This window comes from Rhizobium sp. ZW T2_16, assembly GCF_044987325.1.
Taxonomy (GTDB): Bacteria; Pseudomonadota; Alphaproteobacteria; order Rhizobiales; family Rhizobiaceae; genus Neorhizobium; species Neorhizobium cellulosilyticum.
Map to the genome: position 1 here is coordinate 21,408 of NZ_JBJDRG010000003.1, position 13,446 is coordinate 34,853.

Genomic DNA, 13,446 nt, shown 5'->3' on the forward strand with positions numbered 1-13,446 from the left:
TTGATTAAGGCAGTCTAAATTTTCGTGGCAAACAAAAGGTTAACCGTCAGGCGAAAGACGGCTTGGAAACTGAAGATTGAAGGCCAGAGGAAACGGGAGGCGTTTTAGAGAACCGGCGAAGCCCCCTGCCCGCCAACACGACGAGCCCGATATCGGCGCCACGCAAACCACCCACAATATGCTCATATACATGCGGGTCTGTCGCATCGACGATCACCAGATCCAACCGGCCCGACAGGTTCGCGTCAGACGGGATGGCGACGAAATCGTGCCACGGGGTATGACGGGCAAAATGTGTGCAAAGCAGCTCCGTGCGGCTCTTGTCATCGCCGATGAGGCCGACACGGCATGGTTCTGCAAAATAGGTAAGCAGAGCAGGAATAAAGCTGTCGGGAGAAAACCTGGCGTCGAACGCCGGTCTACGATGGAAAAACTTCATCAGAATGTGCTGAAAGGCCCCACCGACCGGCAGAAACATATGTCGCTTCAATATCTTGCCGCGAGAAAACCCTAACAGCGCGCCCAGGAGCTGTGCATCGTCGAGGAAGGCGATAGTTTTGGGATGCCCCTTTGCCAGAGCAAGCTCTTCCGCATGGGCGAGAGCCGCATTCCAATCCAGGGCCGATACCGGCAGACCGCAAAATGTGCGGGATACAGGACCAGTTGAAGAATTCATGCTTTTGCTCATTACCGACTCGATCAGACAGCGTCACCTGTCCGATCGTGTAACAGCGTGTCCTCAAGCGACATTTAAGTAAAAGGCTAAAATGCAACCGTTGCGTGATTATGCGGCATCACCCAGGTATCAGGTTAGCGCAGCGGCCAGACTTCTGTGAATCCGATGGGGACACATATTTGCGCAGCCTTGCCGATGGTTGATGCAACGCGATAAGACCTCAGGGGTCGGCATGATGCCGGCGCATGTCCAGGCAAGGCCGGCGACGATATTGCCTACATCATAAATTGCAGAACTTTATGGATGCCAAGGTCGACAAGATGAGCTTATCTCCCAACGCCCCGCTCGCCGAAATTCTGGAACTTGCGCGCACCCAGCGGCTCGCCTTCACCGATCTCTTCACCGTTGCGGAAAGTCGAAGTGCTGCCGGGCAGAAGGCAGAGGCGGCGGAAATATACAAGGCCTGGATCGCCTTCAACGATGGCAATCCATTCCTGCATCTCGTCTATTTCAATTATTCGGTCACGCTCAGGCAATTGAACGACCTTGCCGGGACGATCAACGCATTGCGCGCCTGCCTGAAGCTCGATCCAGCTTTTGGTGCTGCCCATATCAATCTCGGTCGCGCGCTTGAAGACGGTGGTCTTGCCGTTCAGGCCATCCAGCAGTGGCAGGCTTATACCGCGCTCACCGCCGAAAGTACCGCCGACCGGGTCAGCCACCGGCTGATGACGCTGCAGCATATCGGCCGCGTGATGGAAAATGCCGGTCTTCTGGAGGAAGCCGAAACTGCACTGTGGCAGGCGATCGAACTGCGCCCCGACAAGCCGGAGGCCGGACAGCACTGGAGCGCGCTTCGGCAGCGCCAATGCAAATGGCCGGTGCTGACACCATCGACCCATGCCACGCAGCGGCAGATGATTGATGCCATGTCGCCACTGACGCTTGCCTGCTATTCGGACGATCCGATGTTCCAGCTTGCCAAGGCCTACCGCTACAACAGGTCGCTGGTCGGGCGCGTCGAGACGAAGGAGTTGCAGCGCCGCATCCCGAAGCAGAAGACCGGAACGGGTGAGCGGTTGCGGATCGGTTACGTTTCCTCCGACCTGCGCGACCATGCCGTCGGCTTCGCGCTCCGGGAAGTGCTCGAACTGCACGACAAGGAAAGCGTCGAGATCTACGCCTATTATTGCGGCGATCCGGTGCTGCGGGACGAAACCCAGACGCGGATGAAGGCGGTTGTTGATTGCTGGCGTGATATCGCGACGATGAGCGATGCAGAGGCTGCCAAGCTGATCGGCGACGACGAGATCGACATCCTCGTCGACGTCAACGGTTACACCAAACATGCGCGGACAAAGATATTCGCCTATCGTCCGGCACCGGTGATCGTCAATTTCTGCGGTTATCCAGGCTCGATGGGCAGCCCGTTCCATCAATATATGATCGCCGACGAGCATATCGTTCCGGCGGATAACGAGATCTATTATTCCGAAAAGGTCTTCCGCATCGCCTGCAACCAGCCGATCGACCGGAAGCGTGCCATCGCGGACAAACCGACACGCGCGGATGCCGGGCTGCCGAAGGACAAGTTCGTCTTCGCCTGCTTCAACGGCATGCAGAAGATCACCGAAACCACGTTCGGCCACTGGATGCAAATCCTGCGAGAAGCTCCAGACAGCGTGCTCTGGCTTTTGACCGGCGGCGACAAGGTGGACCAGCGGCTGCGTGAAAGTGCGGAGAAGGCCGGGATCAACAGCGACCGGATCATATTTGCACCGAAGGCGCCGAATGCGCAGCATCTGGCGCGTATCGCTGCTGCCGACCTGTTCCTCGATACGTTCCCTTATGGCGCCCACTCCACCGGGGCCGATGCCCTGACGATGGGTCTGCCGGTGCTGACTTTCCCGGGCCGCAGCTTTGCCGCCCGTTTCTGCCACAGTATCGTCCATGCCGCGGGCGTGCCGGAACTGCTGTGCAGCGATCCGGAAGATTATGTGGCGAAGGCAATCGGCTATGCGAAGAACCCGGCCAGCCTGAAGGCAATCCGGGACCAGCTTGCGGCACGACGCGAAAGCAGCGTGCTTCGCGACATTCCCGGCCTCGCCCGCAGACTGGAAGAGATCTTCTGGGAAATGCAGGGGGAGTGCGAACGCGGCGAGACGCCGGTGCCGGACCTGCGCAACATGGAAATCTATTACGAGATCGGCGCGGATCTCGTTCAGGCCCATGTCGAATACTGTGACGATAGCGACTATCGGCGACATTATCGCGAAAGGCTTGCCGATTGGGACGACCAGTCGCCGATAGAGGCTGACAACCGTCTCTGGGCCAGAGCAGACCGATAGAAAGAAACAAACCACCGCTCTCAATGAGCGGTGGTTTTTGTTTAGATCGATGCTCCCGGCAGCGTACTTATGCCGCCAGATAAAGCGAGATGATCGCGGAGACCTGAGCAGGGCTCAGCGCTGCCATATGGGTCTCGATCAGCGTGTCACGCTGTGCGCTCGACATGGCCACGATGCTTTCCGTCGACAGGCCGGGGAGAGCGGCGCTGTTGAAGGCGGCAATATCCTCGGTCGAGAACGTGGCCAATCCATCATTGGACAGGGCGGCGAGCTGCGACGAGGTCAGGGAGTTGACCTGGGTCGGGGTCAGGGCTTCTGCCTGCGCCGTGGTGAGCGACGAAATGACCGACGAGGTCAGACCGGAGATCGCCCCGGTGTTCAGCGCGGCAATCTCGCCCGTCGTGAAGACAGCGATATCGTCAGTACCCAGCGCTGCTGCCTGCAGCGCGTTGAGCGCGCCGATTTGGGCTGTAGTCAGCTCTGCGACCTGGGCGGTGGAGAGAGCGACGATCTGATTGTAGTTCAGACCACCGACCTGGCTGGCAGAGAGTGCGCCGATCTGCTCCGTCGTCAACGATGCGATGATCGCGGTGGACAGGCCCTTGATTGCGGCGGTGCCAATGGCTGCGAGATCCGCAGTCGAGAATGCGGCCATGTCCTCGGTGGTGAGGCCGGAAAGGCCTGCCGAGCTGAAGGCCGCAATCTGCGCCGTCGACAGCGAGTCGAGATGTTCTGCCGTCAATGCATCGACCTGGGCGCTGGTCAGACCGGAGATACCGGCGGTCCCGAGCGCCGCGAGCTCCTGCGTTGAAAGAGCCGCGATGAAGCTCGTCGATAGGCCGGCAATCGCTGTGGACGAGATTGCGGCAAGCTTTTCGGTCGAGAAGGATTCCAGATCCTCCGCGGTCAGTCCCGATATGGCTGTCGATGTCAGCGCCGCGATCTGCGTCGTCGACAGCGCGGAAATCTGGTCCAGTGTCAATGCACTGGCCTGTCCGCTCGTCAGACCTGCGATGCCGGATGTGCTGAGTGCCGCGATCTGCGCCGTTGTCAGAGCCGCGATTTCGACAGTTGTCAGCACGGCCACCTGGCTCGACGAGAGAACGCCGATCTGAGCCGTTGATAGGGTCTCGAGCTGGTTCAGGCTCAGTGCGGCGATCTGGCCGGTTGTGAGACCAGCGATAGCTGCCGTTCCGAGGGCCGCGATCTGCTCCGTCGTCAGCGCGGCAACGGTGCTGGTCGACAGACCCGAGATGGCCATAGAACTGATGGCTGCAATCTCGTCGGTCGTGAAGGTCGCAAGATCGTCAAGGCCGAGTGCGGATATCTGCCTGGAGTTGAGCGCTGCGATCTGAGTCGTCGTCAACGCTTCCGCCTGAACCGTCGTAAGCGCGGTAATCTGGCTGCTGGTGAGACCGGCAATGCCCGCAGCGCTCAGATGCGCGATCTGTTCAGTCGAGAGCGCAGCAAGAACAGTGGTCGTCAATCCCGCCACGCCGCTGGAACTCAGGGCAGCAATATCGGCAGTCGAGAAGACTTCAAGGTCGTCGGTGCCGAAAGCCGCCACCTGGGCCGAATTAAGTGCGCCGATCTGCGTCGACGTCAGGGCTTCGACCTGGCTGGTGGTAAGCGCCGCGATCTGGGCAGCCGTCAGCCCCGCAATACCGGCCGTGCCAAACGCTGCAATCTGATCGGTCGAGAGGCCTGCGATTGCATCGGTACCGAGGACCGCGATCTGCTTGGAACCGAGGGCACCGAACTGGGCCGTTGTCAGGGCATCGATCTGCGCGGTGCTCAACGCCGCGACCTGGCTGGTGGTAAGCTGACCGATTGCGGCAGAGCTCAGCGACGCGATCTGCTCGGTCGAGAGTGCTGCAAGCACAGCGGTGGACAGGCCGGCAATGGCGCTTGAGCCGAGAACCGCAAGTTCCTTTGTCGAGAAGACTGCCAGATCGTCGGTGCCGAGGGCCGCGACCTGCGCCGAGGTCAGAACCGCAACTTGCGTGCTCGTCAGTGCCTCGACCTGGCTGGTCGACATCGCATTCACCTGGGCCGAGGTCAGGCCGGCCAGTCCAGCCGTTGCCATGGCGGCGATCTGACCGGTGGAGAGCACCGATATGCCTGCCGCACCGAGCGCGCCGATCTGCCTCGATGACAGATGGCCGATCTGAGCGGTTGTGAGGGCCTCCAACTGTTTGCTGCCGAGAGCTGCCACCTGGGCGGTGGAAAGCGCTGCAATATTCGAAAAGCTGAGCGCCTCGATCCTGTCAGTCGATAGGGATGCAAGGACGTCTGTCGAGAGGCCGGCAATCGCGCTCGCGCTTAGCGAAGCAATCTCCCGGGTCGTGAAAAGGGCCAGGTCGTCACTGCCAAGCGCGGCGATCTGGTTGGAATTCAGGACAGCAATCTGTGAACTCGTCAGCGCTTCGGCCTGCGCGGTCGAAAGCGTGGCGATCTGCGCAGTCGAAAGGCCGGCAATGACTGCCGTGCTGAGAGCCGCAATCTCCTCCGTCGAGAGGGAGGCGATATAGCTCGTCCCCAGCGCTTCAAGCTGTTTCGAATTCAGTGCACTGACCTGACTGCTCGTCATCGCCGCAAGCTGCGTTGTCGAAAATGCAGCCATCTGGCTCGTCGACAGACTGGTAATTGCAGCCGTGCTGAAGGCGGCAACGAGATCATTGGAGAGAGATGCAAGTGTCGCGGAGGACAATCCGGCAACGGCGCTGGAACTCAGGGCAGCGATTTCCCTGGTCGCAAACAATGCAAGATCATCGGCGCCAAGTGCCGCGACCTGTTTGGAGGTCATTGAGGCCACTTGCGTGGCGGTCAGCGCTTCTGTCTGGGCAGTCGTCAGCGCCTCTATCTGACCCGAGGAAAGCCCCGAAATACCTGCGGTGCTCAAGGCCGCGATCTGGCCGGTCGTCAAAGCTGCAAGGTCGTCGCTCGACAGCGCTGCCGCTTGGTAAGAGTTCAAAGCTCCCATCTGGCGCGTCGTCAGCGCGCCGATCTGGTCGGTACTCAGTGTCGCAATCTGTCTGGTGGTGAGACCAGCGATCGCCGAGGTGCCGAGGCCGGCAATCATTTCGTTCGACAGCGATGCCAGCGTATCGGTAGACAGGCCTCCTATCGCAGCGGAGCTGATTGCCGAGAGGGCCGAGCTGGAGAGTGCCTCGAGATCGTCCGCACCAAGAGCCGCTATCTGTTGTGACGTCAGAGCGCCGACCTGCTTGCTCGATAGGGCGGCGATCTGCCCCGTGCTGAGCGCTGCAACCTGCTTCGTCGTCAGCGACGCGATCGCGCTGGTGGTCAAGGATGCAATCTGGCCCGTAGAAAGCGTTGCGATGACAGCCGTCGTCAGGCTGGAAATCGCATCCGTATGAATGGCTGAAACATCAGACGTGGAGAAACTCTTGATGTTTTCCGTTCCGATAACCGCGACCTGGGCGGAACTCAATGCCGCAACCTGAACGCTGGTCAAGGCTCCCGCCTGCGCAGTTGAAAGCGCTGCAACCTGTTTCGTCGTCAGGCCGGAAATACCCGCCGTGCTGAAAGACGAGACCTGGGCAGTGGACATGGCTGCGATGTCATCCGTGCCAAGGGCGGCCGCCTGGGTGGCGCTCAGCGACGCAATCTGTTTCGTCGTCAGTGACGAGACCTGGCTCGAGAGCAGAGCCGAGATTTGCCCGGTAGTCAAACCGGTAATGCCGCTGGCACTGAGCGCCGCGATCTGGGCGGTAGACAAGGAAGCCAAGGCCGATGTCGACAACCCCGAAATGGCGGCTGAGCTGATTGCGGCCATCTCTTTCGTCGAGAAGGTCGCGATATCGGCCGGATCAAGAACCTCGATCTGGTCGATGCTCAATACAGCAATCTGAGTGGCGGTCAGGGCATCGACCTGCGCCGTCGACAAGGCTGCGACCTGTCTTGTCGACAAACCAGTAATGCCAGCCGTGCTCAGTGCCGCGACCTGCGCCGTGGAAAGTGAGGCAATATCATCCGTGCCGAAAGCCGCGATCTGCATCGAACTCAGCGTCGACATCTGGAGAGTCGACAGAGCCGAGATTTGTGCGGCCGTCAGGGCTGCGATGTGATCTTCGCTCAAGCCTTTCATGCCGGCCGTGCTCAGCGCCGAAATCTGCGCGGAGCTGAAATGCCCGATTGCGGTCGCACTCAACGCCGCCACCTGTGCCGAGGTCAGGGCGGCGACCTGCTTGGTCGACAGGGCGTCGATCTGGGCCGAGCTGAGCGCTTCGATCTGGTCGCTCGTCAGATTGGCGATCGCCGTTACACCGAGCGCACCGAGCTGATCGCTCGTCAATGAAGCAAGCGCGCTACTGCTCAGGCCCGCTATCGCCTTCGCACCGATCGCCGCGATATCGGCTTTCGAGAAGGTCGCGAGGTCTGCAGTGCTCAATGCTGCGAGCTGTGATGACTTCAGAACGCCTATCTGCAGCGTCGACAACGCATCCACTTGCGCCGTCGACAGAGCAGCGATCTGGTCTGTCGTAAGGCTGGCGATACCCGCGGTGCTGAGAGCGGCGACCTGTGCCGTGGAAAGGGCCGCGATCACGTCCGTGGACAAGGCGGCGACGGCACCTGAGTTAAGCACGGAAAGCCGGGCTGCAGAGAAGGCCGCGATAGCCTCCGACGAAAGTGCGCCGACCTGGAGCGAAGTCAGAGCCGCGACTTGGGCCGTGGAAAGAGCTGCAAGCTGAAGCGACGTCAGAGAAGCGATCTGATCGGTCGAGAGAGCGGCAAACGCAGCCGTGTTCAACGATGCGATCTGACCGCTGGAAAGCGATACCAGCGTTTCGGTCGGCAATGCCCCGATCTGCTTTGAAGTCAGCGCTTTGACCTGTGTGGTGGTCAAAGCCGATGCCTGACCGCTGGACAGGACTGCGACCTGGGCTGTCGACATGGCGGCGACTGCCGATGTGCTCAGCGCGGCGATCTGGGCCGTGGACAAGGCTGCGACCGTATCGGTCGAAAGACCTGCCATAGCCGCAGAGGTAATTGCCGCGAAGGACTTGGCAGACAAACCAAGCAGGCTTTCCGTGTCGATCGCCCCGAGCTGCGAGGAGGACAAGGCTCCCACTTGAGCGGTGGTCAATGCCGCAAGCTGAATGCCGCTCAAGGCGGCCATCTGCTCGGTCGTCATTTTGGCGACGGCAACGGTCGTGAGGGCGGCAATCTGTGCAGTCGACAACGCCTGCAAGGTCGCGGTACTCAACCCTGGAATTGTACCCGTGGTGAGCGCGGCTATCTCCGCAGTCGAGAAGGTGGCCAGATCCTCGGGATCCAGCGCGGCAACCTGGGCGGAAGTAAGCGCCTTAACCTGTGCCGTGGTGAGGGCTTCGGCCTGGCTTGAACTCAAGGCGGCGACTTGGGCGACAGTCAGACGAGACACCGCAGCGGCGGACAAGGCTGCAATCTGTGCAGTGGACAAAGCCGCCACGCCTTCCGATCCAATCGCGGCGATCTGCGAGGTCCTGAGCGCGCCAATCTGGTCAGTGCTCATCGCCTTAATCTGTGCCAGCGACAGGCTGTCGAGCTGTTCGGTCGTCAGTCCACCGACAGAGCTTGCGGTCAGTGCAGCGATCTGAGCGGTGGAGAGCGACGCGATAACGTCTGCCTTCAAACCGGAAATTGCAGCGCTCGAGATCGCTGCCATGTCACCGGTCGAGAATGTTGCAAGCTGCTGCGGCGTCAGCATCGCCAGCTGAGCAGACGTCAGTACTTTTACCTGCGCGGAAGTAAGTGCTTCGGCCTGCGCTACCGAAAGAACTTCCATCTGATCAGACGAAAGCTTTCCTACCGCGGCCGCGCTCAAGGCCGCTACCTGTGCGGTCGACAAGGATGCCATGACGCTGGTGCTGAGACCCGAAATGCTGCGGCTGGTAAGAGCTGCAATATTGGCGGTCGAGAAGGCCGCAAAGTCTGCCGAATTCAACACGGCAAGCTGGGCCGATGTCAGCACGGCAACCTGCAGGTTCGTCAGGGCCGCGATCTGGGCGGTGTTCAATGCGTCAAACTGATCCGTAGACAAAGCGGCCACGGCGCTGGTGCTTAGCGATGCGACCTGAGCGGGCGCCAGCGATGCCATGACTGCGGTCGAGAGGCCGGCCACAGCCTTGTTGCTGAGTGCCGCCATTTCATCGGTAGAGAAGGTTGCAATATCATCCGCACCGAGAGCCGACACCTGATCCGATGACAGGACCCTGATCTGGGTCGAAGTCAGTGCCTGAACCTGGCTGGTGGATAGTGCCGCAACCTGATCCGCCGTCAAACCGAGAATGGACTTCGTGCCTAAGGCCGCAATCTGCGCTGTCGTCAGGCCTGCCATGTCACCCGTCGAAAAGGCAACGATCTGCGTTGCCTTGAACGCCGACATCTGCGCCGTCGTCAATGCTGCAATCTGTGTCGCCGACAGCGCATTGATCTGGTCAGTGCTCAGACTGGAAACGCTTCCGGTGCTGAGGGAGGCGATCTGCATCGTTGTGAGAGCACCGACCATCGCTGTGCTAAGCGCCGCAACCTGCAGCACTTTCAACGCGCCAATCTGAGCTGACGTCAAGGCCGCGACCTGAGCCGTAGACAGTGCCGAGATCTGCGTCGATGTCAGGCTTGCAATGAGCGCCGTGTTGGCGGCGGCGAGCTGCGCCGATGAGAGGGCCGAGATCTGGGCCGACGACAGGCCGGGAGCCGCGCCGTTGCTGAGTGCTGCGACGCTTTCGGTCGACAGCGCGGCGATATCGTTGGTTCCAAGAACCGCGACCTGCTGGGACTTGAGAGCCCCGACCTGTGCAGTCGTCAAAGCCGCAACCTGTCCTGTAGACAAGGCCACGATCTGGTCGGTCGTCAGTCTGGAGATCGAGCCGGTGGAAAGCGCAGCAACCTGCGCCGTTGACAACGACGCCATGACTTTGGTTGTAAGGCCTCCGATCGCGGCCGGATTGATGGCTGCCATGTCGGCCGTCGAGAAGGTCGCGAGATCGGCCGGCGTCAAGGCCGCAAGCTGTGCCGACGTCAATGAACCGACTTGCGACGACGTCAGTGCTTCGGCCTGATCCGTAGACAGCGCCAGCAGCTGCGCCGTGGTGAGCGCTGCAACCTGTCCTGTGCTCAAGCTTTCGATAGCGACCTTGCTGAGCACCGCAAGCTGATCCATCGTCAGGCCAACGATCGCGTTTGTCGCGATGGCGCTCAACTGACGGGAATCCATCGTTTCGATGTCTTCCGTATCCATCGCCGAAATCTGTTCAGAAGATAGGGCCTTGATCTGGGCCGTGGACAGCGACGCCACGTCCTCCGTCGTCCACGCCGCAACTGCCGCCGTCGAAAGCGACCTGATCTGGGTAACGCTGAGCGAGGAAATGGTCGTAGTCATGTGTGGAGCCTTGACGCTGGATCAAATGCCTAAAACAAACCCGGGAATGGCTTCCGCGGTATGGCGAACAATGCGAGGAAACAAATTCTCGCCGCCCCCTCCTCCCTGGAATGGCGAGCTGCAACCAGCTTTTCATGCTGGTCATATCAGAAGCTGTAGGGGGGCCGACTTGTGCGAAGCTGAAGTATTGCTACAGCCACAGAGAAATATGATTGAGTATCCACTTTTCAGCCCAACGTGCCGGCACGATGCAGCCACAGCAAACCCGGTCCGAATTGCGAACCTCACGGGCGCGATGCAGCGCCACAGACAAGACGTTAAGATGACCGTCGAAAAAAGGAAGACAGATAAGGTGCAAGCCTGCAGGCTTCAAAAACCGCTTTGTACGCGTGAGAAAACCAGATCCGCAAACAAGGCAATCTGTGCGCCCATAAAAGACGCCGAAAGGCCGATAACGACCATGACGGCAACGATCTTGGGCACGAAGGTGAGCGTCATTTCCTGCACCTGAGTCAAGGCCTGGATCAGGGCGATGGTCACGCCTACAATCATGCCTGCAAGAACAGCCGGTCCTGCAGCGACCAGGATCGTCCAGATGGCGTTGCGCATAATGTCGAGCGCATCGGCCTCATTCATGACATTCTACCCTTCATAGGCGCCTGGACGGCCGCACGGTCGTCGCAAATCGACCGTCCCAGCTCTAAGGGATTCGTGCGCTTAGTTTAAGCGGAAGTTTCGGTTGTCGTCGTGGTTTTCGCGGTGGAGATCGTTATGCCCTCTCCAATGCTGATTTCCTTGCCATCCGTCGTCTTGGCCGTGAGACCATCGGACGTCACTTCGACCGAAGCGACAACGCCTGTGGTCTTGCCATCTGCGCTGGTGATCGTCTTGCCGATATAGTTCGACGCGTTCGACAGGTTGGACTGGCTGATCAGGCTCTCCAGATTGGAGTTCGTCTTGATCGTCTGCTCAACCTGCGAGAATGTCGCGAGCTGGGAAACCTGCTCGGTCGCATCCATGGGATCGGTCGGATCCTGGTTCTGCATCTGCGTGATCAGCAGCTTGAGAAAGCTGTTGTAATCCAGCGATGCCGCGGCCGAAGCCGTGGCCGAGGCAGATGTCGAGGTGGACGCCGTCGATGTCGTCGACGTTGCGGAAGTAACGGTCACCATAGCGCAATTTCCTTTCGCAGTTCCATAACGGCTGCGGGCGTGATCTCGTTCTTGTTGAGAATGGCTTCCTCGACAGGATAAAGGGCACGGATGGCCTTCAGTGCGTCAAAGGGACGACCCGAGGATACCATGGTGTCGATCCGCTTCAATTCAGCACGAACTTCCTCGTTCTGGAAGCAGGCCACCAGCATGGTAATCGACTTGCGGAAGAGCGCCATGGAGTGCTCTTTGCCTTCCGGGTTGATCAGCATCATCTGGGCGATGAAGTAAAGCTGCCGAAGTGGCGTCGTGGTCTGCTCGGGCTGAAGAACATGGTTTTCCAGCAAGAACGTCACGTCGTTGAGGAATTCGATCGAAACCTTCCGGTCCACCCGCAGGACGGCACCGTTGACGAAGATCTTTTCCCCGGATTTCAGCGAAAGGCGTAGCGTACTTTTCATTTAAGTCCATCCCGAATGATGATGGTTATGTCGATGATACCCTGGTAGTTGGTAGACGTTCGTCGGCGAATGTTTTCCAACTCCTTCAGTATCCATATTGCGATCGATATTAGATTGGCTCTGACTTCCACACTAAGCTGATTGTCGGCGCTCCGCAGATCCTCGATCAACCTGATCCATACCCGTCTCGTGTAGTAGACAGCTTCGATCGAATCCTTGTCGTATTTGGCGCTCTGCTTGGCCACTTCCAAAAGTTCGATCGATCTTGTCAGGATCTGGCGTTCTCGTTCGCGGGCGACAGTGAGATCATCCTCCATGATCTCCGCGTATGAAAACTGAAACATTCAATTACCCTTCATGGTAGAGCGGGCATCGGACATACATGCCGATGACTAGAGATAATCAGCGAGGCTCATGCCCAGGATTCGAGATGTGATCGAGTAAGAGGTTTCAACCTGGTTCAGCAGTGTCGACAACCGCACAGAGGCCTCCTCCGTATCCACACCCACCAAGCCCGTCAGCTGCGTATCGATGATCTTGATCTGGTTGCTCATATAAGTGTTCGCTTTGTCGATACGCTCTTGCGACAAACCAAGTGCTGACTGCTGAGCAGTCACGCCGGAGATTGCGGTGCCGGCATATTGCGTTGCCTTCTGGCTAACCACGGACAAGGCTCCGCTTCCGAGGCCGGCGTTCGATAGCTGCGACGCTACCACAGAAGCGAGGACAAGGTTCTTGAAACCTTCGGAATTGGCGCTGGTTGATGTCGCTACGGTTTCCGAAGAACTTATGCGCGTCGTCATTACGGTGTCAGACGCGTTGGTCCAGGACGCCCAGTTGAAAGATGTCTCATAATCGGACAGAAACTGGGTCATCTGGCCGGCGGTCACATCACCGGCCGAGGCGATGCCGTTTGCCGTTCTGAAGTTGGTGAACGCCGTATTGAAGTCATCCGTCACGTTGGCGATGAAATCATCGTCGAAAGTCTGCACATCCGTCGATATGCCGGAAAAGAGGTATTCGCCGTTAACTGCAGTGTTCGCGTAGCTGACGAAATTCTCCAGCACCGACATTGCGCTGTCGGCGGAAACCTTGAGGCTGTTTACATCGGAATTGCCACTGAGCGCCGTCAAGGCATCCAGCAGTGTCTGCCCTGCATCCGAGATGTTGGTCAGCGCAAGCTGCGACCCTTCCATTCTCGTCTCGGCGAAGGAGTTCGCATCGATGACCGACTGGAGGCGGCTGCTTTCACGCGAATAATCCAGGCTTGTCGAGGTACGGGTTCCAAGTTCCAGCCCGACATCGGAATAGGTACCGGTAACCGCCTCATCCTGCAGCTTTGTAATCTCCGTCATCGCAGTGGAGACGGTCGATTGCATAGACTGACTAATGGCGAGAGATGAGATAGACGTTGTTTTCATGA

General features: G+C 59.1%; 8 protein-coding genes. 1 reads left to right on the forward strand and 7 read right to left on the reverse strand.

Features of this window, described 5'->3' with window-relative positions; all coding sequences use genetic code 11:
• Positions 1-46: 46 nt before the first annotated feature.
• Positions 47-688 (reverse strand): hypothetical protein, encoded by a 642-nt coding sequence (locus ACI3K0_RS10040; protein ID WP_183823279.1) that lies wholly within the window; start codon positions 686-688, stop codon positions 47-49.
• Positions 689-975: 287 nt separating this feature from the next.
• On the opposite strand from ACI3K0_RS10040, the gene ACI3K0_RS10045 reads away from it, so the two are divergent.
• Positions 976-3,024, forward strand: coding sequence for a glycosyl transferase (locus tag ACI3K0_RS10045; protein WP_183823281.1), 2,049 nt, complete (start codon positions 976-978; stop codon positions 3,022-3,024).
• A 67-nt stretch (positions 3,025-3,091) separates the two neighbouring features.
• Here ACI3K0_RS10045 and ACI3K0_RS10050 read toward each other — a convergent pair whose 3' ends face one another.
• The 6 genes from ACI3K0_RS10050 to ACI3K0_RS10075 all read right to left on the reverse strand — a co-directional run bounded on the left by ACI3K0_RS10050 (position 3,092) and on the right by ACI3K0_RS10075 (position 13,444).
• Positions 3,092-10,411: an S-layer family protein gene (locus ACI3K0_RS10050; RefSeq protein WP_183823283.1), complete on the reverse strand. Its 7,320-nt coding sequence runs from the start codon at positions 10,409-10,411 to the stop codon at positions 3,092-3,094.
• A gap of 369 nt (positions 10,412-10,780) precedes the next feature.
• The gene (gene fliQ / locus ACI3K0_RS10055) at positions 10,781-11,047 is read right to left on the reverse strand and encodes a flagellar biosynthesis protein FliQ (protein ID WP_148148136.1); all 267 of its coding nucleotides are present in this window, start codon (positions 11,045-11,047) and stop codon (positions 10,781-10,783) included.
• 86 nt (positions 11,048-11,133) lie between these two features.
• Positions 11,134-11,583 (reverse strand): flagellar hook assembly protein FlgD, encoded by a 450-nt coding sequence (gene flgD / locus ACI3K0_RS10060; protein WP_183823285.1) that lies wholly within the window; start codon positions 11,581-11,583, stop codon positions 11,134-11,136.
• On the reverse strand, positions 11,577-12,023 hold the full coding sequence (flbT, locus tag ACI3K0_RS10065) for a flagellar biosynthesis repressor FlbT (RefSeq protein WP_148148137.1): 447 nt from the start codon (positions 12,021-12,023) through the stop codon (positions 11,577-11,579). The genes flgD and flbT overlap by 7 nt, the downstream gene beginning before the upstream one ends.
• Positions 12,020-12,367 (reverse strand): flagellar biosynthesis regulator FlaF, encoded by a 348-nt coding sequence (flaF, locus tag ACI3K0_RS10070; RefSeq protein ID WP_148148138.1) that lies wholly within the window; start codon positions 12,365-12,367, stop codon positions 12,020-12,022. Before flaF ends, flbT begins: the two co-directional genes overlap by 4 nt.
• Positions 12,368-12,415: 48 nt before the next feature.
• Complete coding sequence (locus tag ACI3K0_RS10075) at positions 12,416-13,444, reverse strand: flagellar hook-associated family protein (protein ID WP_183823287.1); 1,029 nt, start codon at positions 13,442-13,444, stop codon at positions 12,416-12,418.
• Positions 13,445-13,446: the final 2 nt, after the last annotated feature.

Coding starts and splice junctions, on each gene's coding strand:
- ACI3K0_RS10040 (WP_183823279.1), bottom strand. CDS start 688: ATGAGCAAAAGCATGAATTCTTCAACTGGTCCTGTATCCCGCACATTT.
- ACI3K0_RS10045 (WP_183823281.1), top strand. CDS start 976: ATGGATGCCAAGGTCGACAAGATGAGCTTATCTCCCAACGCCCCGCTC.
- ACI3K0_RS10050 (WP_183823283.1), bottom strand. CDS start 10,411: ATGACTACGACCATTTCCTCGCTCAGCGTTACCCAGATCAGGTCGCTT.
- fliQ (WP_148148136.1), bottom strand. CDS start 11,047: ATGAATGAGGCCGATGCGCTCGACATTATGCGCAACGCCATCTGGACG.
- flgD (WP_183823285.1), bottom strand. CDS start 11,583: ATGGTGACCGTTACTTCCGCAACGTCGACGACATCGACGGCGTCCACC.
- flbT (WP_148148137.1), bottom strand. CDS start 12,023: ATGAAAAGTACGCTACGCCTTTCGCTGAAATCCGGGGAAAAGATCTTC.
- flaF (WP_148148138.1), bottom strand. CDS start 12,367: ATGTTTCAGTTTTCATACGCGGAGATCATGGAGGATGATCTCACTGTC.
- ACI3K0_RS10075 (WP_183823287.1), bottom strand. CDS start 13,444: ATGAAAACAACGTCTATCTCATCTCTCGCCATTAGTCAGTCTATGCAA.